We start from the raw sequence: 24383 nt of genomic DNA, 5'->3' as shown, positions 1-24383 counted from the left end.
CGCCATCTCCGGGCATCGCCGCTGGTCACGGCGGTGTGGGCGATGAGCCGGTGACCAGTCTCTCCCTTTCCGGGCCGGCCGACGGGCGCCGAGGTGTCCGGTGAACCGGTAGCGTGAGCCGACGATTCCGTAAGTTCCGCATAGCCAAGGAGTCCCGGTGACGCAGAGCGGACAGGGGAATGAGCCGCATTTGCCTGCGGTCCCGCCCGCGCAGCCCCCGCACCCCGTGCGCGAGGGTGTCGTGCTGCCCGCCCAGGGCGACCAGTGGTCCTCGGAGCAGCATCACGCGGCCCCGGCAGGTGGGCAGGCGTGGGGGCAGCCCTGGGGGCCGCAAGGGGCGCCGCAGGGCGCACCGTGGGCTGCGGGCTCGGAACCCTCCGCGGGGGCGCCGCTGCCGCCGGAGGGCGGATTCGGCGCCCCGCTGCCGCGGGAGGGGCAGCCGCTGCCGCCCGAGGGGCAGCCGTACGGGCAGCAGGGCTGGTCGCCGCAGCCGCCGCCGGAGAGACCGGCGCAGCCCTACAACGCCGCCGAGGCGACTCAGATGCTGCCGCCGCAATCCGCGGGCGACGCCGAGGCGACTCAGATGCTGCCGCAGCAGCCCGCAGGCGACGCCGAGGCGACCCAGTTCATACCCCCCGTGCTGGGCCAGGCGCAGCCGCCCCAGGACAACCCGACCACGATGCTCGCCCCGGTCAAGAGCGCGCCGCTGCCGCCCGAGAACCGGCCCGGGAAGCCCGAGTCGCCCGCCGAGTCCACCACCCAGCTGCGCACGGTCGGCCCTGGCCGTGGCGCCCACCGCCAGCGGCAGACCGCCTCCCCCGCCCCCAACTCCGCCCCCAGCGCCGCCGAGGAGACCGCGGTGCTGCCGGGTCCGGTCCCGGCGGCCGCCGAGCCGCCGCGGCCAGGCGGCTCCCCGTACGCGATCCGGCCCGGCCTTCCGGGGGACCGCCCGCCGCCCTCCGAGTTCGACGGGCTGTTCCGTGCGGACGGGGCGGCCGGCGGCGCGGGGGCCGACGCTCCCGATGAGACGCAGCAGATGCCGCAGTTCAGCCAGCAGGGCCCGCCCGGCCACGGGGGCCACGGTGGCCGTGGTGGCCGCGGAGGAGGTGGCGGACGCCGCCGTATGTCGCGCCCCATGCTCATCGGTCTCGTCGTCGCGGGCTGCGGCATCGCCGGTCTCGCCGCCGGAGCCGCGCTCAGCATGGGCGGCGGTGACGACAAGAAGAGCGACAACTCGACGCTGAGCAGCTCCTCCCCGAGCGCCGCCGAGGACGCCCCGGGCAAGGCCGCCACGGACCCGGCCCAGCCGCAGGCGAAGGCGCTGGACGCGCTGCTCGCCGACAGCAACAACAGCCGCGCGTCGGTGATCAAGGCCGTGGACAACATCAAGAACTGCAAGGACCTGTCCACGGCGGCCTCGGACCTGCGGACGGCCGCGGGCCAGCGCAATGGGCTGGTGGCCCGGCTGGGCAAGCTCTCCGTGGACAAGCTGCCGAACAACGCGGAGTTGACCGCGGCCCTCACCAAGGCGTGGAAGTCCTCGGCGACGGCCGACAACCAGTACGCGGCCTGGGCCGATCAGGTCGGCGGCGGCAAGAAGGGCTGCCACAAGGGCAAGGCCCGCCGGACGCCCCGGGTCGGCGCGGCCGAGCTGGCGAGCGGCCGGGCGACCGCCGCCAAGAAGACGGCGGCCGGGATCTGGAACCCCATCGCCTCGAGGTACGGGCTCAGCCAGCACCAGGCCACCGAGCTGTGACGCGGGGGCCGGGGGCGGCCGCGCCGCCCCCGGCTCAACGGCCGTCAGAGCGGCGGCTCAACGGCCGTCAGAGCGGCGGTCAGACGTACGAGGGGCCCGGAGCTCTGCAGAGCTCCGGGCCCTTCGCCGTCGACCTGCGGCTCAACGGCCGTCAGCCCGCCCGCTCGGCTCGCCCGGTCAGACCGCCGGGTTGTAGCGCTCCAGCGTCTTCGCCACGTTGACAAACCCCCTGCGCACCGGCACCAGCTGCCCGTTCCGCACCACCTGGTAGGTGACGTCGGGGTTCACGATCCGCGAGTAGTTGGGCACGTCCAGCATGTCGCCGTATCCCCATCGCAGCGTCGGCGTCAGCCCGCCGGTGTTGACCGAGTGGCCGTGATCCAGCGCGTTCCGCACGGAGCGGGCGCTGATGTCGTCGCTGTTCAGCGACATCAGGACCGAGCGCAGCACGGTGTAGGCGATCCAGGTCGTCTGGGTGCCGGGGTCGGCGGGGTCGATACGGTTGTCGTCGAAGGCGTACTTCTTGATCACCTTGTTCATGGCGTCCCAGCGCGGATCGTCCGCGGCCGGGTACCAGCCGGTGGCGTACGTGCCCTCCAGGGGGCTGCTGCTGCCGCCCGTGCTGTCGACGAGGGACTGCCGGACGCTGCCGAGTACGGAGGCGATCCGTACCTTCGGATGATCCTCCTGGACCCGTCGGAAGGAGTCGAAGAAGGTGCCCGTGCGATTGCCGAGGGCCGCCGTGACACAAGAGCTGTCCAGCGCCGAGCCCTGCGCGAGGGTGCCGAGGGAGCTGTCGGCGCCGACGCCGCCCAGGGCGTTGCGGGCCTGGTCGCTGTAGTCGCCCGCGTCCTCGGGTGCGCGGACGTCATGGGCGCCCTCGCGCTTGCCCGCCCTGAGGCCGGTGTCGAGGAGTTCGGGCAGCTCGTCGCCCGCGATGGTGTCGGGGCGTACGAGGGAGACGCGGTGGCAGACGGCCGCCAGCTGGCGGCCGTTGCCCACGAGCAGCGCGGCCTGGCCGCCGTTGACGGGGTAGGAGTACGGGCTGTTGAACTCCTCCTGGGTCAGCCCGTAGCCGCCGATGTAGGGGATGCCCGCGACCTCCAGTGGGGAAATGAACGACCGCCCGTGCTGGCTGTACGAGCCGACGACCGCGACGGCCTTCTCCTCCTTGGCCTGCTGGGCGCAGCGGGCGGCCTGGATCGCGTCGTTGCGCTCGTTGCAGGTGATGATCTTCAGCTCGCGGCCGTTGATGCCGCCGGAGTCATTGACCCACCGGGCGTATGCCTTCGCCATCGCGGGCATCCCCGGCATATTGGTCGCCTTGGTGCCCTCGGGCGCCCATGTCATCACGGTGATGGGCTTGCTGTCGGCCCCCTTGGCCAGTCCTGGCATCGCGCCGCAGCCGGTCAGCAGCGACACGCCGACCGCCGTGCACAGTGCCGCGACAGCGGCTCGGAAAGGGCGGGAGGAGGGGCGTCGCCATCCGGTCATAGCTATGAATCCTGGCCTCGCGGACGGAACGCAGCCGTTATGACAACCCAATGAAGGGTGGCTGGAAGGTGAACAGAGGGGGGCGGCTCGTCCCTGTCTGTGAAGAACGTACGATCGACCACTGTGCAAGGTTCGGAGAAGTCTTCCCGTCACGGCCGTCGCTCGACCACCATGGGCGGTATGCCTGCCAATGACATGCCGTGGTGGCGCTGGCGCAGCAATGTGCGCTCGGCGCTGCACATGCTCGCTGACCCGGTCTTCCAGCAGGAGTGCTGGCTGGCCGGCCAGGATGGATACGGGGACGTCACCGATGCCGTCTACCGGCTGGTCGAGGACACCTGGCTCGACAACTGGTCCGCCGAGAAGTACGTCGGCACGATCTTCCGCGACTCGCAGGAGGCGGCGCTCGTCGATGTCGCCGTACTACGGGTGCTGAGGATCATGCACCAGGTGGGGGCGGACGCTCAGGTCGCGGCCTACCTCGAACACCACGGCTGGCCCGAGGCCGTACGGGCGGCCCGCGAGGCCCATGTGCGGCTCGCCACGAACGACGGCGACGACCCTGATACGCCGCCGCGGACCCTCGAGGTGCTGGCGATCATGACGCGGGCGGTCTAGCGCGGTCCGCGGCGGTCCGCGGATCGCCGCGGGTGTGCGACGCTATACAGTCATGAGCGAGTCGCATTCCGCCCCCGATCAGTACATCCTCACGCTGTCCTGCCCGGACAAGCAGGGCATCGTGCACGCCGTGTCGAGCTACCTCTTCATGACCGGCTGCAACATCGAGGACAGCCAGCAGTTCGGGGACCGTGACACCGGGCTCTTCTTCATGCGCGTCCACTTCCGCGCGGTCTCGCCGGTGCGGGTGGAGGATCTGCGGGCCAGCTTCGCGGCGGTCGGCGAGTCCTTCCGGATGGACTGGCAGATCCATCCCGCGGACGAGAAGATGCGCATCGTGCTCATGGTCAGCAAGTTCGGGCACTGCCTGAACGACCTGCTCTTCCGCTCGCGGATCGGGGCGCTGCCGGTGGAGATCGCGGCCGTGGTCTCCAACCACACCGACTTCCAGGAGCTGGTGGGCTCCTACGGGATTCCGTTCCGCCACATCCCCGTGACGAAGGACACCAAGGCGCAGGCCGAGGCCGAGCTGCTGGAGCTGGTGCGGACGGAGAACGTCGAGCTGGTGGTGCTGGCCCGCTATATGCAGGTGCTCTCGGACGACCTGTGCAAGCGGCTGTCGGGCCGGATCATCAACATCCACCACAGCTTCCTCCCGAGCTTCAAGGGCGCCAAGCCGTACCACCAGGCACATGCCCGCGGCGTCAAGCTGATCGGCGCGACGGCCCACTACGTGACCGCCGACCTGGACGAGGGCCCGATCATCGAGCAGGAGGTCGAGCGCGTCGGCCACGAACTGACCCCGGACCAGCTGGTGGCGGTGGGCCGCGACGTCGAATGCCAGGCGCTGGCACGGGCCGTGAAGTGGCACAGCGAGCGGCGCGTGCTCCTCAACGGCCACCGGACCGTCGTCTTCGCCTGAGGCCGGGCCACCCGGTGCGGACGCCTACAGCCGGGAGAGGGACGCGGTCGCGAACAGGACGTCCCTGATCGCCTCCGTGTCACCGCGCTGGCCCGCCGCCGCCTCATGCGGCGTCACATGCCCCGCCGCCAACTGGTAGAACGCCTCCCGGTCCAGCGTGATCTGCGCCACCGCTTCCTCCGGCGAGGCCACCGCCGCCGGTGAGTCCAGCGGGATGTACCAGTCGCCGCCACCCGTGCCCTCGACCTCCAGATGGAGCGTACGGCCCGGCGAGCCCGCCGCGACCAGTCGGCGGGGCGGGGCCGCCAGCCCGGCGCGCCGCCGCTCGGCCAGCGTGTCGGGGAGCAGCCGGGCGCATAGGTCGATCATGGCTTTGAGATGGGCGGAGGCCGGGGGTTCATACGGGTAGTCGATGGCCTCGGCGATGTCCCCGGCGTGCACCCAGCATTCGAAGGCGCGGTCCAGGAACGAGTCGCGTACCGGCAGCGCGAAGTCGCCGTACGGCACATCGAGGTCCGAGACCCCGCGCCCGGCGAACGACACCGTACGGACGAGCGCATGGCCCTGTTCGCGCCACAACTCCCGTACGACCCCCGGCGGATCGGCCTGGTACATCTCGATGGGCTCGGCCTGCCAGAACGCCTCCGTACGCTCCGCCGGCGTGCCAGGCGCACCGTCGCCGAGCGGGTCGGGGAGGCCGAGGGAGGCGGCGATGAGGCCGTCGACGACCATCAGATGCCCAATCACCCCGGCGACGGTCGTGTCCCGCCCGGTGAGCCGCTCCCCGTCGAACCATGTGAGCCGCACCGGCGCCCGCCACTCGGCCTCGCCCATGTCCCGCAGCAGCGCGTCCAGCCGGGCGGCCTCCGCGTCGTACGCACCGGCCCAGCCGGGCACGGGGATCCGGGCCGGGCGGCGGCCCAGGCAGCCCGCGAGGACCCGGGAGCGGAGCAGGGGGTCGAGGTCGAGGCTGTGCTCGGTGTGCAGCAGCCCGACGGCCTCGCGCAGCCGCAGCGCCTCTTCGGCGCAGGCGTTGCAGTGGTTGAGATGCGCCTCGACGGCGGCGGTCTCCTCCTGGGAGCAGGCGGCCAGTGCCCATGCGCCGAGCAGCGACTTGAGGAGCTCATGTGAGGGCGGGCGAGCCGGAGCCGGAGCCGGGACGAGCGGGTCGGGTTCAGGCTCCGGTTCCGGATCGGGTTCCGGTTCCGGTTCCGGTTCCGGCTCGGCCGCCGTGGGCGGCCGAGGGGCCGGGATCCCACCGTCCAGGGCGCCCGGCCAGTGGCCACTGTCCTCGGCGGCCGGTCGCGGCGGGGGTATACGGGGTGGCCCGGCCGGGGCGGGTGGGGTGCCCGGTGCGCTGCCCCGGCCGGGCCCGTCTCTCCCGTCCCCCGAGCCGGACGCCGAACCTGAACCGGAACCTGAACCGGAATCGGATCCGGAACCCGATCCGGAACCGGAACCCGATCCGGATCCGGAACCCTCGGCGGGCTCGTCGCCGAGGGCGTGGTCACCATAGGGCTCCGCGCCGCCGGGCCCGCTCACAGCGCCCGCCCGTAGCCGGGAGGGGAGACCGCGCGGGGCGGTTGGACATGGGCCGTGGAGAGCAGCTGCAGACCCAGCCGGAGCCGGCGCCTGGCCTCGTCCTCGGTGACCCCGAGGGCGGCGGCGGCCTGGCGGTAGTCGCGGCGGTCGAAGTAGGCGAGCTCCAGGGCGGCGCGCAGCGGGGCGGGCATGGAGGTGACGATGTAGTCGGCGCGGGCGGCCACGGACGCCTCGCGGATCCGCTCCTCGAGGTCCTCGGTCGTGGGCGCGTCCTCGTCGGCCGAGGCGGACTGCGCGCGGCGGAGCCGGTGCACCGCCTGACGGTGGGTGAGCATGGCCATCCACGAGCGCAGCGAGCCCTGCTTGGGGTCGTACGCGTCCGGGTTCTCCCAGACGTAGCCGAAGACTTCACGGGTGACGCGGTCGGCCGCCGGCTCGTCCTCCAGGACACGGTGCGCGAGATGATGGACAAGCGAGGCAAAACGGTCGTACAACTCGCCGAGCGCGGCCGCTTCGCCGCGTGCCAGGCGCTGCTGCATCCTGCGGTCCCATCGGGGCGGTGCGTCGTTCGCCATGCGGCCCCCATCCCTGAGTCGTCGTCCGGTCGAGTCTCCAGGCACTATGCCCACCTTCATATCGAATGTAGTGCCGGGGGCTGACACAACGCGCGTCCATGAGGCAAAGTGCGCCACGGCGAGGCTGCACATGGTATTGGTCCGGTCACTTTGCGCAGGACGGGCGAGACGAAACGCTTCGGCACGGCATAGGGTCGTCACCCGAGGCGTATGCCGGGGGGAGTTTCATGCGGCAGTGGGCGGGCAGCCGCCCTGGAACAGCGAATTCCGGTTAGCGGCGAGCGAAGGGCTTCGAGCGCGTGACGTTGAAGGTGATGGAGGACCGGCGGGAGGAGTGGGTCGTTCTCCAGGTCTCTGGAGAGATGGACCTGGTGACCTCGCCCGCGGTCCGGCAACACGTACACGACGCGGTCGCCGATGGCCGCCACTGGGTGGTGCTGGACCTCTCCGAGGTCCGCTTCTGCGACTCCAGCGGGGTCGGCGTGCTCATCGCGGCACGCCGCCTGATGCGATCGTGCTCCGGCCGCCTGAGACTGATCCTGCCGCCGCAGGGCGCCGCGCACGGCGCGCATGTCCACCGGGTGCTGGCGGCGCTGGGCGTACGGCGGCTGTTCGACGTCTATCCGGACCTCGGGGCGGCCACGCAGCCGGACGAGGACGACGAGGACGCGGTGGACTCCCTCTCGGCCTGAGACGGGCCCTTAAGACGCGGGCCCCAAGTCGCGGACCCTACACGGACGCTGAGGTATCGGACTCCTCGCGCTCACGTGCTTGGCGTTCACGTTCCCTTTGCTCGCGGCGCAGCCGTTCCCGTTTGCCGTAGGTGGCGCGGCGGACCGCATCGTCGCTCTCGAACTCGGAGCCGAGAGCTCCGCCCACGATGGCCGCCGCGCTCGCCAGCCATGCCAGGCGTGCGTATTCGTCCAAGCCGACCGAGTGGCCCACCTGCTTGGACAGCACTCCGCCCTTGATGAGGAACAGGGCCACCGCGAAGTCCACGATGCAGAGCCCGATGAGACCCCACAGGACGCCCAGGGACAGGGTCAGGACAGTGGAGGCGTTGTACAGGGCTGCCTTTTCCCGGTCCTGGCGGGTAGGGGAGTCGGGCCGTTCCCACAGATGCCGGTGGACGATGAGCCAGATCACCATGGCGGCCATCGAGAAAATGGTCACCACGGCGAGCCGATCGGCCCCGATGGCGCTGGACACGTTCCACATGGCCCCGTTCATAATGGCGATGGCGCTGGTGGCCAGCGCGGCGGCGAGCGCCTTGGCGAGGGCGGGGATCAGGCGCCAGGGGCCGTTGGCGCGCACCATGCCGAGCAGCAGGCGTACGCGTCCTCGTGCCGGAGACCCTACGATCCGCAGATCGACGATCTCCTCGTCCGTCGCCGCGCGCTTCAGGGGGGCGGTCCGCTCCGGAACGATCGGCCCGACGGGGGCGCGGCCCTCTCGCGCCCGGAAATCGATCGCCCCGGCATTCACCAGGTTCTTCACCAGCTGGACGATCGCGCGGCGGACCCGGCGCCGCAGGAAGAGCCCGCCGAGTGCGGGCAGGGACACGAGGGCCACCCGGTCCTCGGCGTCCACATCGACCGCCACGGGCCTGCCGTCGGTGAGCAGGGGCAGATCGGTGAGGCAGATGGCGATGTCCCAGTTCTCCCGGGCCTTCTGTTCCCGTGCCAGGTTGAGGGCCCCGATGTCGTCGCGCACGGCGGCGGTCAGCGGATCACGGATGACCTGCAAGTTCCATACGAGGTTCCGGTCCACGTTCTCGGCGAGCAGCTCGGGCAGCTCCTCGGCCAGCTCCTCCGCCAGTTCCGCCGGTGTGTCCGGGTCGGCGACGATGCCCACCACAACCTCCGGCTGCCCGCTGTCGGCGTCGGCAGGTGCCTCCATCGCCGGTCCTGCCTTCCGTGATGTCGTGCGCAGCAGGTGCTGGGTCGGGGCCGGGCGGTCGTGGCCTGGCCCGCGCTGAATCACGGTAACGGCACACTCCGTTAGCGGCGCGGCGACACTCACGCCCGGTCACCTCTGCGGTGGCGCGCCGGACACCCCCTGGGCGCGGGGCTCCGGCATGCGTGGCGTCTTGGGGAAGTCGGCCCGTACGACGAAGCCGCCCTCGTCCGTCGGGCCGGCCTCCAGCGTGCCGCCCAGTAGCTGTGCCCGTTCCCGCAGGCCGATCAGACCGTGGCCGCCGCCCGGCAGTCCGGGGGCCACGGCGGACGCGTCGGGCGGCCCGTTGCGGACCTCGACCCGCAAGCCGCGCGCGTCCTCGTCCTCCTGAGCCCCTTCGTCCCCCTCAGCCCCCTCGCCCTCCTCCGCTCCGTCCGTTTCCTGCGCATCGCTGACCCGCACCGTCACCCGTGCCCCCGGCGCATGCTTGCGGACGTTCGTCAGCGCCTCCTGGACGATGCGGAAGGCGGCCCGCTCGACCGCCTCCGGACGTCCCGCCCTCGCCTCCGCCCCGCCCGCCTCGTACGCGACGTTCAGCGCGCTCAGTTCGATCAGACGGGGCAGGTCCGCCAGCCGGGGCTGTGGGGTGAGCTCCTCGTGGTCGCCGCCGGCGGCGCGCAGGATGCCGACCATATGGCGGAGCTCGTCCAAGGTCCGCACGGACAGCTCACGGATCGTCCGCGCGCCCTCCCGCGCCTTCGGGTCCTCGGCGCTGATCTGCACCGCCCCCGCCTGCAGGCTGATGAGGCTGACCTGATGGGCGACGACGTCGTGCATCTCCCGGGCGAGCCGTGCGCGCTCGGTGCTCAGCACCTGCGCGGCGATCAGCTCGTCCGCGTGGCGGCGGCTGCGAGTCAGGTCCTTTATACGGGCGGCGAGTTCGCCGCGCGTACGCACCAGCAGGCCGAGCGCGACGGGGCCGACCGAGGTGACACAGGCGTCGATCAGCGTCAGGGTGTTCTCGCGGTACGCGGTCGGCTCGAAGTCGGAGACGGGCCACGGGACGAAGTGCGCGGCGGCCAGCAGCAGCGCCGAGATGCCCAGCAGCCGCCGGTCGGGGCGGCGTTCGGCGACCGTATAGAGCGCGATCATCGGCGCGAACCAGACGTACCCGATGAGGATCCCCGGCAGGGTGCTCAGAAAGACCAGCGCCGGGAAGCGCCGCCGCAGCAGCAGCGCTCCCGCGGCGACCAGCGACACATTCAGCTCCAGGCCGAAGGTGACGCCGTTGACGAGGAGTGCGTCGGCCACGGCGAGGGTGACGGGGACGAGCAGCGACCCCCAGTGCGTGGCCCACCGCGGCAGCCGGCGCCGCGGTGCGGGGGGCGGGGACGGCAGCGGGTCGAGGGACGAACCCCGGTGCGTACCGCGGAACGACCGCAGCGGGGAGACCGTCATCGGGCGCCGCCCGTCGGCGGCCGGCTCGCGATCAGCCCGGCGCGGTCGGCGACGATCGCCGCCTGGACGCGGTTGAGCCCGCCCAGCTTGCCGAGCACCGCCCGCACATGGTCCTTGACGGTGCTGTGCGCGAGCCCCATCCGCTCGGCGATCTGGGGGTTGGCCAGCCCCTCGCCGAGCAGGGCGAGCACTTCGCGCTCGCGCGGGGTGAGCGCCTCGACGACCTCGGCGGCCGTCGCCTCGGCCTCGGCGGCGAGATAGCCGCCGATCACGGCGCGGGTGACGCCGGGGTCCAGGACGCTGCCGCCCTGGGCGAGCGCCCGTACGGCCCGTACGAGTTGTTCCGGGTCGGTGTCCTTGAGCAGGAACCCGGCCGCTCCGGCGCGCAGCGCGGCCGTGAGGTACTCCTGGGCGTCGAAGGTCGTCAGCATGGCGACGGCGGGGGAGCGGGGCGCGGCCCGCAGCTGTCTGAGCACGGTGAGCCCGTCCGCGTCCGGCATCCGGATGTCGAGGAGGACGACATCGGCTCCGCTGCCGAGCACCGTTTCCACGGCCGCCCCTCCGGAGCAGTCGGCGACCACGTCGATGTCCGGGGCGGTGCCCAGGATCAGCCGCAGGCCGGACCGTACGAGTGCCTCGTCGTCCACCACCGCAACACGGATCACCGGCCGCTCCCTCTCCTCGGCTGTCATGACCATTGCTCCGACAGACTGCCGTATCGCCGCGGGAATATGGAGCCGTTGGCTCCGCCCAGTTGGGGGGATCACCCCCGCCGACCGGCGGGGGTGACGGGAGACCAGCGGCGGATGTCCTCCCCCTCGCTCACCCGGCAGAGTGGGTCTCGTGCCGCACCACCCCGCGGGGTCGTCCCGAACCCCAGCCCCGCGACCGTGCCGGAGGGCCTCCCGATGCGCTGTCGGCGGACCGGCAGCGGGGTGATGCCGCGTGCAGGCCGCCGCGACCCCCACACGCGGCGGCCTGTGCATCCCCTGGCCGCCCGCCGCGCGGCGCGCCCTGACCAGGCGCTGACCGGCCCCCCGCGGGGGGAGGGACCGGCCTTCGCCTCCGGGTATCCCCGCAGGACGGGCACGCCGGCCGGCGGGCGGCCGGGCACCACGCGTGCGCTGTTGCCCCTTCCCGCGCGGACGCCTCCCGCGCGGACGCCGTCCCCGGGCGGGATCGCGCCGCGGGCCGCGCGCAACAGGCCCGCCCCCGCGCGGGCAGCGGCCTGCCCCGGGGAGGCGGACCCGGCGGTCGGCGGGCGCCCCGCCGCACCGTCGCACCCGAGCACCTCACATCGGGCCGCTCCTGCCGGTCTCTCACATCGGCGGTTCGGCCGGGGCCGGGCCCAGGGTGGTGGTGCCGGGGGCCGCGCGGTGGCCGAGGCCCGTTCGGTAGGCGTCCATGGCGGCCTCCAGCCGCCCCTCGCGCCGCAGCAGATCGCCCAGCAGCCGGCACAGGTCGGCCATGTCTCCGGCCGCGCCCGTACGCTCCAGCAGCGACAGCGCCGCGCAGTAGTGCTCCTCCGCCGACTCCGCGTCGCCGCGTTCGTCGGCGATCAGGCCCAGCAGCCGGTGTGCGCCGCCCGCGTGGACCGCGCCGCGCTCCGCGGTGAGGCCGGCCGCCTCCGGCTCGCCCACCGCGTGCGCGACGGCCTCCCCGGAGCCCGGCGACCGCGCCAGCAGCGGCAGCAGCAGCGCCTCCGCCTCCGCCGTACGGCCGCGCCGGCGCAGCACATCCGCCAGCTCCACCTCGACCTGCACCGTGAACAGCGCCGCCCGCTTGGACGCCAGCATGTCGCGCGCGATGCGCAGCTCGCGCTCCGCGCGCTCCAGATTGCCGTCCTGCGCATGGATATAGCCGCGCATCCAGTGGCAGTGCGCCAGGTCGGTGTGGATCCGCAGCTGTTCGTACAGCTCCTGTGCCTTGGCCAGGGACGCGTCGGCCTCCGCGGTGCGGCCCTCGGCGATCAGGGTGCGGGCGACGCCGCGGTGCATCCGGGCGACCAGCCCCGGGTCGTCCACGCTCGGGGCAAGCGCGAGCGCCAGCTCGGCGGCGCGTACGGCGCGGCCGTGCGCCCCCATGTCCATGTAGGGGGCGATGGCCGCCGTATAGAGCAGCAGCAGGGCGTTGGGGTCGTGCAGCCCGGAGGCGTTGAGCTCGTCGATGGCGCTCTCCAGCAGATAGCAGGAGTAGCGCAGTTCGCCCGCGAGCAGGTGGGCCGTGGCGCGCCCGCGGATCGCCGGGACCCGCCGTGGCAGCGGCTCGTCGGCGAGCAGCCGCTCGGCGGCCTCGAAGTGGTCGCGCGCGGCGGTCAGTTCGCCGGTGTCCAGCGCGCAGTCGCCGAGCCCCAGCAGGACCGCCGCCCGCTCCTCCGCGAACCCGAGCCGCTCCGCCTCGGCGTGCAGTTCCCGGAGGAGCTTGGCCGCGTCCTCACTGGCGCCGGTCGCCAGCGCCCGCCGGGCGTCGGTGAGGCCGGCCCGCAGCCGGGTGGCGTCGCGCGGCGAGCGGCCGGTGGTGAGCTCCTCATAGCTGACGCCGAGGCGCCCGGCGAGATGGCGCAGGGCGGCCTCGGAGGGGCGCACCTTCCCGGATTCCAGGGTGGAGACATACGCCGCCGTGTAGGCGGGCTCGGCCAGCTGCCGCTGGGTGAAGCCGCGCTCCGTACGCAGCCGGAGCACCCGGCGCCCGATTTCGGCGATCCCGTGCGCTCCTGCTCCCGCCCCGGCGGCTCCCGCCGCCCGCCCGTCTCCGGCGCTCTTCTCGGCCACCGTGCCCTCTTCTCCCCGGCTGTAGCTTAATTGCCGAGCTAAGTTCATTTACGTGAGGATTGAAAGATGCAGCAGGCGAGGGAAACAGCACCGGCCGGACCGGACGTCACGACGACCGTCCGCCAACCGGGACTGCTCCTCACCGACCATTACTTCGACGTACCGCTTGACCATAAGGCTCCCGAGGGGGAGCTGATCCGGCTTTACGCCCGAGAGGTCGTCGCCGGGGACACGGCCGGTACGCGGCGTGACCAGCTCCCTTGGCTGGTCTACCTCCAGGGCGGCCCCGGCTTCGGCGCCGACCGCCCGGTGGGCCGCTCCGGCTGGCTGGACCGCGCGCTCGAGGAGTACCGCGTCCTCCTCCTCGACCAGCGCGGCACCGGCCGCTCCACCCCGGCCACCCGGCAGACCCTGCCGCTGCGCGGCACCCCGGAGCGGCAGGCCGACTATCTGGCCCACTTCCGCGCCGACGCGATCGTCCGCGACTGCGAGCTGATCCGGCGGCGGCTGACCGGGGGCCGGCCGTGGACCGTGCTCGGTCAGAGCTTCGGCGGCTTCTGCGCCGTCAGCTACCTCTCGTACGCGCCCGAGGGGCTCGACACGGCGCTGATCACCGGCGGACTGCCCGCGCTCGACTGCGGTACGGGCGCCGACGCCGTCTACCGCGCCGCCTATCCGCGCATGGAGCGCAAGACCCTCGCGCACTACGCCCGCTATCCGGGCGACGCGGCGGCCGTCCGCACGATCGTCCGCCATCTGGCCGCGCACGACGAGGTGCTGCCGGACGGCACCACCCTGACCCCGGCCGCCTTCCAGCAGCTCGGCATCCTGCTGGGCACCGGCGACGGCTCGCACCACCTCCACTACCTCCTGGAGGACGCGTTCGCGCCGACCCCCGACGGACCGCGGCTGAACGACGCGTTCCGGGAGCGGGTGGCGGCCGTGCTCTCCCGCGCCGCGAGCCCGCTGTACACCCTGCTGCACGAGTCCATCTACGCCCAGGACGGCACCGCCACCCACTGGTCCGCCCACCGGATCCGCGCCGAGTTCCCACGGTTCGACGCGGAGAAGGCGGTCGCCGGTGACCATCCGGTGCTCCTCACGGGCGAGACCGTGCACCCCTGGATGCTGGAGACCCACGCGGCGCTGCGCCCGCTGCGCCGCACTGTCGAGCTCCTCGCCGAACGCACCGGCTGGGGACCGCTGTACGACCCCGAGCGGCTCGCCCGTAATACGGTGCCCGTGGCCGCCGCGATCTACCACGACGACCTGTACGTGGACACCGCGCAGTCCCTCGACACCGCCCGTGCGATCCGCGGTCTGCGCACCTGGGTGACGGACGAGTTCGAGCACGACGGCGTGCGTACCGGCGGCCACAGGGTGCTGGACCGGCTGCTGCGGCTGGCGCGCGACGAGGCCCCGTGACGGGGCTGACAGCCCATCCGGTTGCCCCCGCCGGATTTCTCTGGCCACTTCCCTAGTTCCCATTGCTCGACGCTCCCCACAGCCCATAGTTTGAGCGGCGAATTAACCCCGCTTAACTAGCCGGTTACGGGACAGACTTCGGGAGCCACCGTGCGCAGACACATACGCCGACGCATCTCTCTGCGCAGCGCGGCCGTCGCCGGAGGCATAGCCTTGGCGGCGGCCGCCGCCACGACCGCCGCCGCCACCGCGACTCCGTCGTCCCGTACGACTGCCGCCGCGGCCGAGAGCGCCCCACGCACCCAGGACGTGGAGTACTTCACCGGCCCCGGCTCCCATCCCCGTCAGACCGAGGTCCCGGCCGCCACCCCGCAGCGGCTGCTGCGCGCCGACCGCACGCTGTCCGCGACCGAGGCCGCCGCCGACGGCGAGGTCGGCTCCCTCGTCCAGAACGGCCCGACGGCCGACAAGCTCGATGTCGTCTTCATCGGCGACGGCTACACCTCCGGCCGGCAGGCGGACTTCCACGCCGACGCGCGCTCCAAGTGGGACCAGATGTCCGCCGTCGAGCCGTACGCCTCGTACAAGGGCCTCTTCAACGTCTGGACCGTGGACGCCGTCTCCCACCAGTCCGGCGTCTCCGGCGACCCGTCCAAGGACGTCGTCAAGGACACCGCCCTCGACTCGTACTTCTGGTGCGACGACACCGAGCGGCTGCTGTGCGTCAACACCGACAAAGTCGAGTCGTACGCCGCCAAGGCACCGCAGGCCGATCTCGTGGTCGTCCTGTCCAACTCCACCAAGTACGGCGGCGCGGGCTACACCGTCACCTCGCAGGTCGGCTACGACGGCGTCGCCACCGCCTCCTCCGACGACCCCGACTCCGACCAGGTCGCGGTCCATGAGACCGGCCACTCGCTCGGCAAGCTCGCCGACGAGTACTTCTATCCGGAGTACGGCACCTACACCGGCGCCGAGCCCGAGGAGCCCAACGCCACCAAGCTGACGGCGGCGCAGCTGACCGCGCAGCAGAAGAAGTGGTACCGCTGGATCGGCCAGACCTCGCCGGACGGCGGCAAGGTCGGCGCGTACGTGGGCGGCGGCTACTACCCCAAGGGCATCAACCGCCCCACCGACGACTCGATCATGCGCACCCTGGGCCAGGAGTTCAACCTGCCCGGCCGGGAGGCGATGATCGCGGGCTTCTACCGCTACGCGAGCGTGCTCAGCAGCGGGACGGCCACAAGCACGCCCGTCAAGCGGACGGCGAGCGTCAAGGTGAGCGTCCCGAAGAGCGCGTCGCTGAAGTGGTACGCGGACGGGGCCGAGGTCACCGCCGCGCGCGGCAAGACCACCGTGACCCCGGCGTCGTTGGGCGTCCCGTCCGACGGGGCCGCCCACACCGTCACGGCCAAGGCGACGGACGACACGGGCGCGGTGAAAGACCCGGCGCTGCGCAAGCAGTTGGCCGACTCCCGCACCTGGAAGGTCACCGGCTAGCCACCGTCCCCCCACCGGCGCCATCGGCCGCGCCGGCCCCAGCTGCCGCCCCGTGGACCCCCGCCGCGGGGCGGCTCCCCTCTTGTGGGGCTCGGTTCGCCTCCGGGGCGCTCAAGCCTCCCCCAGCCTTCGGCCGGGGGGACCCCCGGTCGACGGTCGACCGTGCTCGGCCCCTCGCGCGGCGGTAGCCGCATATCGATCGCAGCCCTCGGGGCCTCCGCGCGCTCTCCCTTTCGGCAGCGTCGCGACCCTTCGGCTCGCCCCCGGCTACCGCTGGGAGGTGTCCCCGGCCGGAGCACCGAGGCGAGGTCGACCGCGGTGCGCCCTTTCGGTTCATCCGCCGGAGCACCGGGGCGGGCTTTAGCGTCGCGAGCTTCGGCAGCGTCGCGAGCTTCGGCAGCGTCGCGACCCTTCGGCTCGCCCCCGGCCACCGCTGGGAGGTGTCCCCGGCCGGAGCACCGAGGCGAGGTCCACCGCGGTGCGCCCTTTCGGTTCATCCGCCGGAGCACCGGGGCGGGCTTCAGCGTCGCGAGCTTCGGCAGCGTCGCGAGCTTCGGCAGCGTCGCGAGCTTCGGCAGCGTCGCGACCTTTCGGCTCGCCCCCGGCTACCGCTGGGAGGTGTCCCCGGCCGGAGCAGCTGAGGTTCGTGGTCGTCCGTCCGATGCGGGGCGGCCGCGGTCCGCCCCTTAACATCGGCAGGCTCTACGTTCCCCGATGCCGCGCCCGGACTCAATCGCCCGCCGGAGCGGGCCGCCGGTCTTCTGTTCCCATGGTGTGTCGATCATCCGACAAGGAGCCCGGCGCCGCCGTGCGCCGGTCCGCCGGTGGGCAGGGCTGATCCGTCCGGCTATCGCGCCAGCTCGCGTTCCAGCGGTGTACGGAACCGCGGGGTGAGCCGCCTGTCCCCCAGCCAGCCGCTCAGCCGCGCCGCCTCCGCCTCCACCGCGGCCTCGGCCTCCCGCCCCCGGTCGGCGAAGAGATGCCACACCACCTCCCCGTCGGCGCGCTGCGCCCAGCCGCCCACGATCCGCCCGTTCCACCACACCGTGGGGCCGATATTGCCGCTGCCGTCGAACAGCGGCTTCACATCGGCCGGATCGAGATACCAGTCGCGCCCCCGCCATCCCATGGCCGTCGGGTCGAGCCCCGGCAGCAGCGCGGCCCAGGGCTCGGTCTCGGTCACCGGCCCGTCGTCGCCGTCCGCCACGAACCCCGGGCCCTCCGCCAACTCCACGCCGACCGCGCCGGTGTCGGCCAGTGCCCGCCGGGTGTCGGTCACCGTCCACCCGGTCCACCACTTCAGATCGGCCTCGGTGGCGGGCCCGTACGCCGCGAGCCAGCGCCGTGCGATCTCCGCCGTGGCCTTGCGCACCGGCAGTTCGGGGAGCGCGGGCGCCGGCGCCCAGGGGTAGAGGCCGCTGGTCCAGGAGCCGCGCGGGCGGCAGCGGCGCACATGGCCGTCGGAGGCGAGCAGCCGCAGCAGCCGGCTGCCGACGCTCTGCCGGGCCTCGTACGGCTTCCCGGGCGACATCAGGATCGTCTCGCGGAGCGCGGGCACATCTTTCGACAGCTCGGCGGTCGTCGCCTCGCCCCGCTCGGCGAGCGCGGCCAGCACCTCCTTCTCGACCTGTGCGAGGCGCCGCTCGTCCCAGCCCTCCGCGCCTTCCGTGCCCTCCCGCAGATGCTTCATGAGCGTGGCGCGCTCCTTGAGGGCGATCGCCCGCGCTGCCCCGGCGCTCACCGCGGGGGCGAGGTCCGTCGTCACGGCGAAGAGCGTGCGGCGCATGCTGAGCAGCTTCACCAGTGAGACGTCGTCGTACAGCGCCCGGTCGACCGCCTCGGCGCACGGCTCGCGCAGCCGGGCGCATGCCGACAGATAGACGGTCGCGGGGTCGGACGCGTGCAGCCCCACCAGCGCGTCCGCCACCTCCCCGGCGGTGGCCGCGCGCGTGGAGGGCACGAGCAGATGGCGCCGCCCGAGGCGGGCGCGGCGCTGATCGGCGGAGATCCGGGGGCGGTGGGGGAGGGAGTGGCTCATGACGGCGACCGTATGGCTGGTATCGGTCATCTTCTGTCAGGTATGGATTGAACGGTCGCAACGGCTTTGTCACGAGCGGTCTCAGCAACCGGAGGGCGGTAGCGGACGATACCGCCGGGCGTAATGATGAGCTCATGACCAACGACGGGGGACGGGCGAACGAGCCCACCAGCTACGGGCTGCGGCCGCCGCACGGGCCGGCCGCCGCCCCGGTACCGGCTCCGACTCCGGCGCCGCCGCCTCAGGCGCGGCACGACGGATACGAGCCGACGCAGTACGCCGCGCAGCACGATCCGCGGAGCGGCCATACTCCGCACCCGCCCGAGCCGCCTCAGGCCCCGCAGGGCACGCAGCCGCCGCAGGGCACGCAGACCGTGCCCGGCACCGGGCGGCTCATCGGCGGCCGCTACCGCCTCGTCTCCCGCCTGGGCCACGGCGGTATGGGCACCGTATGGCGGGCGCACGACCAGATCGTCGACCGTGAGGTGGCGGTCAAGGAGCCGCGCGTTCCCGACAATCTCCCCGAGCGTGAGCGGCAGACCGCCTATCAGCGGATGGAGCGCGAGGCGCGCGCCGCGGCCCGGATCGACCACCCTTCCGTCGTCACCGTCCATGACGTGGTGGTCGAGGACGGCCGTCCGTGGATCGTGATGGAGCTGGTCCACGGCCATTCGCTGGGCGACCGGCTCGCGGAGGGCACGCTGGACCCGCGCGAGGCGGCCCGGATCGGCCTCGCGGTGCTCGGCGCGCTGTCGGCCGCCCATGAGGCGGGTGTGCTGCACCGCGACGTCAAACCGGACAATGTGCTGCTCGGCCGCAACGACCGGGTGGTGCTCACCGACTTCGGCATCGCCCAGATCGAGGGCGAGCAGGGGCTCACCGAGACGGGCGGCTTCGTCGGCTCGCCCGAATTCATCGCGCCCGAGCGAGTGCTGGGGCAGCGGCCCGGCCCCGCATCGGACCTGTGGTCGCTGGGCGTCGTGCTGTACGCGGCGGTCGAGGGCATGTCCCCGTTCCGCCGCAGCCACACCCCCGCGACCCTCCAGGCGGTGCTCGCGGCCGAGCCGCAGACGCCCGCGCGCGGGGCGGGGGCGCTCGGCACGCTGATCATGCAACTGCTGCGCAAGGACCCGGCGATGCGCCCGGTGGCGGCCGAGGTGCGGCAGACGCTGGAGTCGGCGGTGACGCCCCCGCAGGCGGTGCCGACGATGGTGGGGACGCGCGCCTACGGGCAGAGCGAGAGCCAGAACCGCTTCGTACCGCCCGTCCTGCACAAGAACCGCAAGGCCCAGTTCGCTCTCGGCGCCGTGGTGCTGGTGGTGGCCGCAGCGCTGGTGCTGGGCCTCATGAAGCCGTTCGCGAGTGAGAGCCCCCTGCCGTCCGGCTGGACGGTCCGCGAGGAGCGCGACCTGCTCGGGGCGTCCCTGGCCGTGCCCGAGAACTACAAGCGGGTGCAGAAGGACGACGACGCGAGCAACCCGGCCGTCACCTTCTACGACCCCAGCGGCGTCTACACCATCTCGCTGGTCGCGTCGACGTCCGATGAGCGGAGGACGATCACGAACGCCGGGGGCGCGGCGGAGCAGGTCGTCGAGTACTACAAGAGCGGCGCCCAGGCGACGATGGAAGAGGCCAAGAGCGGAGCGAGGAAGAAGGGCGAGCAGCAGGGGCAGGATGCCGTGGACTTCGACACCGCGTTCTTCGAGTACGGCACCAGCACCGACACGAACCGCATCCGTTACATGAACCGTGATCACATCACCGTCAGCGGCAAGAAGATCGCCTGGCAGCTGACCGTGACCATGCCCGCCCAGGGCGATGCGGGGAAGACCGGCGACGAGCTGTACGACAACGTCCTGAAGAACGTCAAAGTCGAAGAGAACTTCACCATCGGCACGGACTGAACCGATCCGCCCCCTCGCACCGACAGTCGCGCCAGCAATCGCTGGCGCGATTGTGTGTGAGCGGTGAAGGCGAGTTACCGACGGGTACCCAAACCGGCCGCGGCGGCCTACTCTCAGCCGCATGACGGAGACGCAGGACAGCACCAGCGCACAAAGCGGCACGACGACGGCCCCTGCCGACGGCAATCCGGTCGCCCCCCAAGGCCCCCGTACGGCGGCCGATGTCGTCACCCCCGAGCTTGTCGCCCGGCTCGCCCGTGGCGTCGTGGGCAGCGGCACCACCGTCAACCACACCCCGTTCACCGGGGAGGTCCTCGCCTCCGCCCTCCCCGAGTCCACCCCCGAGGACGTCGCCACCGCCTTCGCCCAGGCCCGCGAGGCGCAGCGCGCCTGGGCCGCCACCCCGGTCCGCCGCCGTGCCGCCGTCCTCCTCCGCTTCCACGACCTGCTGGCGCGCCGCCAGTCGGAGGTCCTGGACCTGATCCAGCTGGAGACCGGCAAGACCCGGCTGCACGCCCATGAGGAGGTTCAGGGCGTCCTCCTCGCCGCCCGCCATTACGGCCGTAAGGCGCCCGCCTACCTGCGCCCCAAGTCGCGCCTGGGCGTCGTACCGACCCTCACCAAGGTCACCGAACTGCGCCAGCCGCGCGGTGTGATCGGCCAGATCGTGCCGTGGAACTACCCCCTCGAACTCTCCGTCAGCGATGCCATCCCCGCCTTCGTCGCGGGCAACGCGGTCGTCATGAAGCCCGACACCGAGACCGCGCTGACCGCCCTGTGGGCGCGCGAGCTGATGCTGGAGGCCGGGATGCCGGCCGGGGTGTGGCAGGTCGTGCTCGGCGAGGGCCCGGTCGTCGGGCCCGCCGTTGTCGAACACGCCGACTACGTCTCGTTCACCGGCTCCACCCGCACCGGCCGCGGCGTGGCCCAGGCCGCCGCCGCCCGCCTGGTGGGCTGCTCCCTCGAACTCGGCGGCAAGAACGCCATGCTGGTGCTGCGCGACGCCGACCTCGACAAGGCGGCCGACGGCGCGGTGCGCGGCTGCTTCGCCTCCGCCGGGCAGCTGTGCATCTCCATCGAGCGGCTGTACGTCCATGAGTCGATCGCCGACGCCTTCATCGAGCGCTTCGTGGCCCGTACGAAGGCGATGCGGCTGGGCACGGCTCTCGCCTATGGCGCCGAGATGGGCTCGCTCGTCTCGCGGACGCAACTGGACACCGTCTCCCGCCATGTGGAAGAGGCCGTCTCCAAGGGCGCCACGGTCGTCGCGGGCGGCCGCCCCCGCCCGGACATCGGCCCGTTCTTCTACGAGCCGACGATCCTCGACGGCGTGGAGTCGCCGATGGCCGTGTGCGCCGAGGAGACCTTCGGCCCGGTCGTCTCCGTCTACCGCTTCACCGACGAGGACGAGGTGGTGGAGCGCGCCAACGCCACCCCCTACGGCCTGAACGCCAGCGTCTGGACCAAGGACGGCCGGCGCGGCCGCGCGGTCGCCGCCCGGCTGCGCGCCGGAACCGTCAACGTCAACGAGAGCTACGCCGCCGCCTACGGCAGCGTCGCCTCCCCCATGGGCGGCATGGGCGACTCCGGCCTCGGCCGCCGCCATGGTTCCGAGGGCATCCTCAAGTTCACCGAGGCGCAGACGGTCGCTCAGCAGCGGCTGCTGCCGCTGGGCCCGTCCTTCGGCATGACGGATGAGAAGTACGCGGCCTTCATGACCCGCAGCCTGCGCGCGATGAAGGCTCTGCGCCTGCGCTGACCAGCACATATTAACGGAGGTACCCGTGTCAGGGGACAAGTGCGCCCAAAATCAGGGGCAGAATCAGGCTGACGAGAGCGCCGAGTTCGACTACGACGTCATCGTCATCGGCTCGGGCTTCGGAGGATCTGTATCGGCCCTGCGGCTGAGCGAGAAGGGCTACCGCGTCGGTGTCCTTGAGGCCGGCCGCCGCTTCACCCGCGAGACCCTGCCGAAGAACTCCTGGGACCTCCGCAACTACCTCTGGGCCCCGGCCCTCGGCCTCTTCGGCATCCAGCGCATCCATGTCCTTGGCAAGGTCATGGTGTTGGCGGGCGCAGGGGTCGGGGGCGGTTCGCTCAACTACGCCAACACGCTGTACGTGCCGCCCGAGCCGTTCTTCCGGGACCCGCAGTGGGGCCACATCACCGACTGGCAGGAGGAGTTGCGGCCGTACTACGACCAGGCGCGGCGGATGCTCGGAGTGCGCCTCAACCGGACGCTCACCCCCTCCGATGTGCACCTCAAGGCGGCCGCCGAGAAGATGGGGGTGGGGGACACCTTCCATATGGCGCCCGTGGGGGTCTTTTTCGGCGACGGCCATGACGCCGTCAGCGGGGAGGAGGCCGGCACGGCCGAGGCCAAGCCGGGGCAGACCGTCCCCGACCCCTACTTCGGCGGCGCGGGCCCGTCCCGCAGGGCGTGCACCGAATGCGGTGAGTGCATGACCGGCTGCCGCCACGGTGCCAAGAACACCCTCAACGAGAACTATCTCCACCTCGCCGAGAAGGCCGGTGCCGTCGTCCACCCCATGACGACCGTCGTCGCCCTGAGCGATGATCCGCGCGGCGGCTATCAGGTCACCACGGTCCCGACGGACAACCGGCGCAAGGGCAAGCCGAAGGCCCTGCGGGCGCGGTACGTCGTCCTCGCCGCCGGTACGTACGGCACACAGACGCTGCTGCACACGATGCGGGACAAGGGGCTGCTGCCGCGCCTCTCGGACCGGCTCGGCATGCTCACGCGGACGAACTCCGAGGCGCTGGTGGGCGCGCAGACCACCGACCGCCGCTACCGCCGCGCGGTGCGTGGGGGAGAGGAACGGGCCGACTTCACCCGGGGCGTCGCGATCACGTCGTCCATCCACCCCGACGAGAACACCCATATCGAGCCCGTCCGCTACGGCAAGGGCTCCAACGCGATGGGCATGCTCTCCATCCTCCAGATCCCCCACGGCGGCCGCGCCCCGCGCTGGCTGCGCTTCCTCGGGAACAGCCTCAGGCACCCCATCCTGGCCCTGCGCTCCCTGTCCAACCGCCACTGGTCCGAGCGCACCATCATCGGCCTCGTCATGCAGACCCACGACAACTCGCTGACCACCTACCGCAAGCCGAAGGGCCTGGGGAAGGGCCTCCTCACCGCCCGCCAGGGCCACGGCGAACCCAACCCCGACCACATCCCGGAAGGCGCCGAGGCCGCCCGCCACATCGCCGACTCCATCAACGGCTTCGCCGGGAGCAACGTCGGCGAACTGATGGGCACCCCGCTGACCGCCCACTTCCTCGGCGGCTGCCCCATCGGAGCCTCCCCGGAGGACGGCGTCATCGACCCGTACCACCGGCTGTACGGCCACCCGGGCATCCATGTGGTCGACGGCGCGGCCGTCTCGGCCAACCTGGGCGTCAACCCGTCCCTGACGATCACGGCCCAGGCGGAACGGGCGATGTCGCTGTGGCCCAACCGGGGCGAACCCGACCCCCGCCCGGCCCAGGGCGAGTCGTACGAACGCCTGTCGCCGGTCGAGCCGACCGCCCCGGCGGTCCCGGCGGACGCCTTCGGGGCGCTGAAGCTGCCCCTGCTCCCGGTGCCGGTGGTTCCCCCGGCCACCCCCGAGAGCTGACGTCCGCCACCGAGAAGGGGGCCGCTCCCGTGCCGGGAGCGGCCCCCTTCGTTTGCGGCTGCCTATACCTGCGCGTCGGCCGTCAGGCCGTTACGCGGCGGCGCCGCCGGTGCGACGACGACGGACGATGAACACCGCGCCCCCGCCCGCGACCATGGCCACGCCGCCGATCACGGCGATGGTCGGCAGCGCCGAGGAGGACCCGGTCTCAGCCAGGCTCCCCTTCGGGCTGATCTCCGTGTTGCCCTCCGGCTTGTGCGGCAGCGGCTTCTTGCCACCCTGCGGCTCCGGCTTGGACGGCGGCACGTGGCCCGGCTCCGAACCGGCCTTGAGCACGTCGAACTCGTAGTACTCACCGGTCGAGAAGACGCAGTTGCCCTCGTCGTCCGCGTACACGCCGATGCTGACGGCGTAGCCGAAGCCCTCGGGCGCGCTCTTGGCCACGCTCAGCCGCAGGTCGACGGTGAGGGTCTCGTGCGGACGCACATCGGTGTAGCCGACGTAGCCCGCGCCCGGGTCGTTCTCGTCGGTGGAGATGGCCTTCCACGCGCCGGACTCGGGGTCCTTGTACTGCAGGGTCAGGTACTTGCCGGTCCCATCGGGGATGTTCTCGTGCGCGGTGCCCGCGAAAACACCGAAGTCGACCCGCTGGTAGGTGCGGTCCGAGTCATTCTTGACCTGGAACTTGAAGCCGTGGAAACCACTTCCGGCCACGACCTTCGACGGCAGGCCGACGAGGGTGGTGGAGAGGTCGGGGTCCTCGTTGTAGTCCCCGCTGTCCGTGCACTCGCCGCCCGGCTCGGTCGGCTCGTCGGTCGGGCCCGGGGTGGTGCTGGGCGACGGCGG

At 72.4% G+C, this 24383-nt stretch carries 18 protein-coding genes; 9 read left to right on the top strand and 9 right to left on the bottom strand.

Features of this window, described 5'->3' with window-relative positions; all coding sequences use genetic code 11:
* Positions 1-157 precede the first annotated feature (157 nt).
* Positions 158-1756, top strand: a complete 1599-nt coding sequence (locus tag ABZS71_RS09820; protein ID WP_356208663.1) for a hypothetical protein — start codon at positions 158-160, stop codon at positions 1754-1756.
* Positions 1757-1933: 177 nt separating this feature from the next.
* On the opposite strand, the gene ABZS71_RS09815 is transcribed toward ABZS71_RS09820, so the two are convergent.
* Positions 1934-3250: an ABC transporter substrate-binding protein gene (locus ABZS71_RS09815; protein ID WP_356208662.1), complete on the bottom strand. Its 1317-nt coding sequence runs from the start codon at positions 3248-3250 to the stop codon at positions 1934-1936.
* A 171-nt stretch (positions 3251-3421) separates the two neighbouring features.
* On the opposite strand from ABZS71_RS09815, the gene ABZS71_RS09810 reads away from it, so the two are divergent.
* Positions 3422-3868, top strand: coding sequence for a hypothetical protein (locus ABZS71_RS09810; RefSeq protein ID WP_355845049.1), 447 nt, complete (start codon positions 3422-3424; stop codon positions 3866-3868).
* Between the two features lie 52 nt (positions 3869-3920).
* Positions 3921-4790 carry a formyltetrahydrofolate deformylase gene (gene purU / locus ABZS71_RS09805; RefSeq protein WP_355845046.1) on the top strand — a complete coding sequence of 290 codons (870 nt, stop codon included), beginning with the start codon at positions 3921-3923 and terminating at the stop codon, positions 4788-4790.
* 24 nt (positions 4791-4814) lie between these two features.
* On the opposite strand, the gene ABZS71_RS09800 is transcribed toward purU, so the two are convergent.
* Both ABZS71_RS09800 and ABZS71_RS09795 read right to left on the bottom strand, forming a co-directional pair.
* Positions 4815-6107, bottom strand: a complete 1293-nt coding sequence (locus ABZS71_RS09800; RefSeq protein ID WP_356208713.1) for a maleylpyruvate isomerase N-terminal domain-containing protein — start codon at positions 6105-6107, stop codon at positions 4815-4817.
* A gap of 221 nt (positions 6108-6328) precedes the next feature.
* Complete coding sequence (locus ABZS71_RS09795; protein WP_355845043.1) at positions 6329-6907, bottom strand: sigma-70 family RNA polymerase sigma factor; 579 nt, start codon at positions 6905-6907, stop codon at positions 6329-6331.
* Positions 6908-7221: 314 nt separating this feature from the next.
* On the opposite strand from ABZS71_RS09795, the gene ABZS71_RS09790 reads away from it, so the two are divergent.
* Entirely contained in the window at positions 7222-7599 is a 378-nt protein-coding gene (locus ABZS71_RS09790) for an STAS domain-containing protein (protein ID WP_355845142.1), read from the top strand.
* 37 nt (positions 7600-7636) lie between these two features.
* Here the strand turns inward: ABZS71_RS09790 and ABZS71_RS09785 are convergent, their stop codons facing one another.
* From ABZS71_RS09785 to ABZS71_RS09770, 4 genes are all read right to left on the bottom strand, one after another.
* Positions 7637-8806, bottom strand: coding sequence for a hypothetical protein (locus tag ABZS71_RS09785; RefSeq protein WP_356208661.1), 1170 nt, complete (start codon positions 8804-8806; stop codon positions 7637-7639).
* A gap of 129 nt (positions 8807-8935) precedes the next feature.
* The gene (locus ABZS71_RS09780; protein WP_356208660.1) at positions 8936-10261 is read right to left on the bottom strand and encodes a histidine kinase; all 1326 of its coding nucleotides are present in this window, start codon (positions 10259-10261) and stop codon (positions 8936-8938) included.
* Complete coding sequence (locus ABZS71_RS09775) at positions 10258-10926, bottom strand: response regulator transcription factor (RefSeq protein ID WP_356208711.1); 669 nt, start codon at positions 10924-10926, stop codon at positions 10258-10260. Before ABZS71_RS09775 ends, ABZS71_RS09780 begins: the two co-directional genes overlap by 4 nt.
* Positions 10927-11580: 654 nt before the next feature.
* Positions 11581-13080, bottom strand: a complete 1500-nt coding sequence (locus tag ABZS71_RS09770; RefSeq protein ID WP_356208659.1) for a helix-turn-helix transcriptional regulator — start codon at positions 13078-13080, stop codon at positions 11581-11583.
* Between the two features lie 18 nt (positions 13081-13098).
* On the opposite strand from ABZS71_RS09770, the gene ABZS71_RS09765 reads away from it, so the two are divergent.
* Positions 13099-14457: an alpha/beta fold hydrolase gene (locus ABZS71_RS09765; protein WP_356208657.1), complete on the top strand. Its 1359-nt coding sequence runs from the start codon at positions 13099-13101 to the stop codon at positions 14455-14457.
* A 150-nt stretch (positions 14458-14607) separates the two neighbouring features.
* Positions 14608-15957 (top strand): M64 family metallopeptidase, encoded by a 1350-nt coding sequence (locus ABZS71_RS09760; RefSeq protein ID WP_356208655.1) that lies wholly within the window; start codon positions 14608-14610, stop codon positions 15955-15957.
* Between the two features lie 847 nt (positions 15958-16804).
* Here the strand turns inward: ABZS71_RS09760 and ABZS71_RS09755 are convergent.
* Complete coding sequence (locus ABZS71_RS09755; protein ID WP_356208654.1) at positions 16805-18025, bottom strand: winged helix DNA-binding domain-containing protein; 1221 nt, start codon at positions 18023-18025, stop codon at positions 16805-16807.
* A 104-nt stretch (positions 18026-18129) separates the two neighbouring features.
* Here ABZS71_RS09755 and ABZS71_RS09750 point away from each other — a divergent pair, with 104 nt between their 5' ends.
* From ABZS71_RS09750 to ABZS71_RS09740, 3 genes are all read left to right on the top strand, one after another.
* Complete coding sequence (locus ABZS71_RS09750; RefSeq protein WP_356208653.1) at positions 18130-19899, top strand: serine/threonine-protein kinase; 1770 nt, start codon at positions 18130-18132, stop codon at positions 19897-19899.
* A gap of 121 nt (positions 19900-20020) precedes the next feature.
* Positions 20021-21658 carry a succinic semialdehyde dehydrogenase gene (locus tag ABZS71_RS09745; RefSeq protein WP_356208652.1) on the top strand — a complete coding sequence of 546 codons (1638 nt, stop codon included), beginning with the start codon at positions 20021-20023 and terminating at the stop codon, positions 21656-21658.
* A gap of 25 nt (positions 21659-21683) precedes the next feature.
* Complete coding sequence (locus ABZS71_RS09740; RefSeq protein ID WP_356208650.1) at positions 21684-23537, top strand: GMC family oxidoreductase; 1854 nt, start codon at positions 21684-21686, stop codon at positions 23535-23537.
* A gap of 90 nt (positions 23538-23627) precedes the next feature.
* Here ABZS71_RS09740 and ABZS71_RS09735 read toward each other — a convergent pair.
* Positions 23628-24383 (bottom strand): LAETG motif-containing sortase-dependent surface protein (locus ABZS71_RS09735; protein ID WP_356208649.1); only part of this gene is annotated, 756 nt, incomplete at its 5' end.

Origin of the sequence: Streptomyces sp. NPDC005393 (assembly GCF_040606675.1) — a bacterium.
Taxonomy (GTDB): Bacteria; Actinomycetota; Actinomycetes; order Streptomycetales; family Streptomycetaceae; genus Streptomyces.
This window is presented reverse-complemented; position numbering and strand designations above follow the sequence as displayed.

Coding starts and splice junctions, on each gene's coding strand:
- ABZS71_RS09785 (WP_356208661.1), bottom strand. CDS start 8,806: ATGGAGGCACCTGCCGACGCCGACAGCGGGCAGCCGGAGGTTGTGGTG.
- ABZS71_RS09810 (WP_355845049.1), top strand. CDS start 3,422: ATGGGCGGTATGCCTGCCAATGACATGCCGTGGTGGCGCTGGCGCAGC.
- ABZS71_RS09790 (WP_355845142.1), top strand. CDS start 7,222: ATGGAGGACCGGCGGGAGGAGTGGGTCGTTCTCCAGGTCTCTGGAGAG.
- ABZS71_RS09770 (WP_356208659.1), bottom strand. CDS start 13,080: ATGAACTTAGCTCGGCAATTAAGCTACAGCCGGGGAGAAGAGGGCACG.
- ABZS71_RS09755 (WP_356208654.1), bottom strand. CDS start 18,025: ATGACCGATACCAGCCATACGGTCGCCGTCATGAGCCACTCCCTCCCC.
- purU (WP_355845046.1), top strand. CDS start 3,921: ATGAGCGAGTCGCATTCCGCCCCCGATCAGTACATCCTCACGCTGTCC.
- ABZS71_RS09780 (WP_356208660.1), bottom strand. CDS start 10,261: ATGACGGTCTCCCCGCTGCGGTCGTTCCGCGGTACGCACCGGGGTTCG.
- ABZS71_RS09795 (WP_355845043.1), bottom strand. CDS start 6,907: ATGGCGAACGACGCACCGCCCCGATGGGACCGCAGGATGCAGCAGCGC.
- ABZS71_RS09765 (WP_356208657.1), top strand. CDS start 13,099: ATGCAGCAGGCGAGGGAAACAGCACCGGCCGGACCGGACGTCACGACG.
- ABZS71_RS09750 (WP_356208653.1), top strand. CDS start 18,130: ATGACCAACGACGGGGGACGGGCGAACGAGCCCACCAGCTACGGGCTG.
- ABZS71_RS09815 (WP_356208662.1), bottom strand. CDS start 3,250: ATGACCGGATGGCGACGCCCCTCCTCCCGCCCTTTCCGAGCCGCTGTC.
- ABZS71_RS09745 (WP_356208652.1), top strand. CDS start 20,021: ATGACGGAGACGCAGGACAGCACCAGCGCACAAAGCGGCACGACGACG.